Genomic DNA, 942 nt, shown 5'->3' with positions numbered 1-942 from the left:
GTTGAGGTTTTGGTATTTCCATTGGGCGAGGCTGGTGCCGAGGTCGGTGAGGCCGCTGCCGAGGACGCTGGTGACGGTGCCGCTGATGCCGGCGCCGAGCATGCCGGTGGTGCGGAACTCCCATTTCTTGTCCCACATGCCGGTGTTGACGAAGTCGCCGAGGGTTTCGCCGAGGGCTTCGGAGACGCCGTCGGCGATGCCGTCGAGGAGGTCGCGGCTGAACTTGCCGCCGGGGGTGTCCTTGGGCAGGCGGGTGAAGGGGTCGAGGAACTTGCGGGTGATGTCGGTGAACAGGCCGGCGAACAGGCCGAGGGTGCCGCTGCGGGCGATGTCGCGCCAGTCGATCCTGCGTGGGCGCAGTTCCGGGGGAGCGGCGCTCATGACGGTGAGCTGGGTGAGGAATTCCAGGAGTCCTTCTTCGACCGCTTCGCTCAGGCCGGGCACGAGCCGGTTGTGGCGGCTGAGGAAGTGCATGATGGTCAGCAGTTGCAGGCGGGTGCGTGCTTTGACCAGGGCGGTCTGTGTGAGGGAGGCACCGGCGGTGAAGAAGGCCATGGCGGCCAGGGAGGCGAGCAGCATGGCGCACAGGGCCAGTTCGAACTCCATGCCGACCTTGGCCTTGAAGATCATCTGTGCGTAGACGCGCTGTCCGTCGCCGATCTGCAGGGCGAAGTCACCGACGGCGGAGAGCAGGCCGTCCCTCCTGCCGCCGCCGGTGATCTTGGCGACCGAACGCTCGTACTCCTCGCCCGCGCTGCCCGGCAGGGCGTCGCGGATGTCCCTCACCGAGTCGTTCAGGTCCCCGGCGCGTGTCTCCAGGTCGGTGGAGAGCCGGACGTACACCCGCGAGCTCTCCAACGCGGCGCGGGAGTTGGCCTGGATGGGCGATTCACCGATCAGGATGAAGCACAGCACCCGCGCTTCGTCCGAGAACTCGATGTA

General features: G+C 67.1%; 1 protein-coding gene. It reads right to left on the bottom strand.

Annotated elements, in window-relative coordinates; genetic code table 11:
* A partial coding sequence (locus IE316_RS35195) for a WXG100-like domain-containing protein (protein ID WP_190208640.1) occupies positions 1 to 942 on the bottom strand: 942 nt, incomplete at both ends.

The sequence above is a fragment of the Streptomyces fumanus genome (assembly GCF_014655295.1).
Lineage (GTDB): Bacteria > Actinomycetota > Actinomycetes > Streptomycetales > Streptomycetaceae > Streptomyces > Streptomyces fumanus.
The sequence above is the reverse complement of the archived record's forward strand: the minus strand, read 5'-3'. Positions and strand labels throughout refer to the sequence as shown.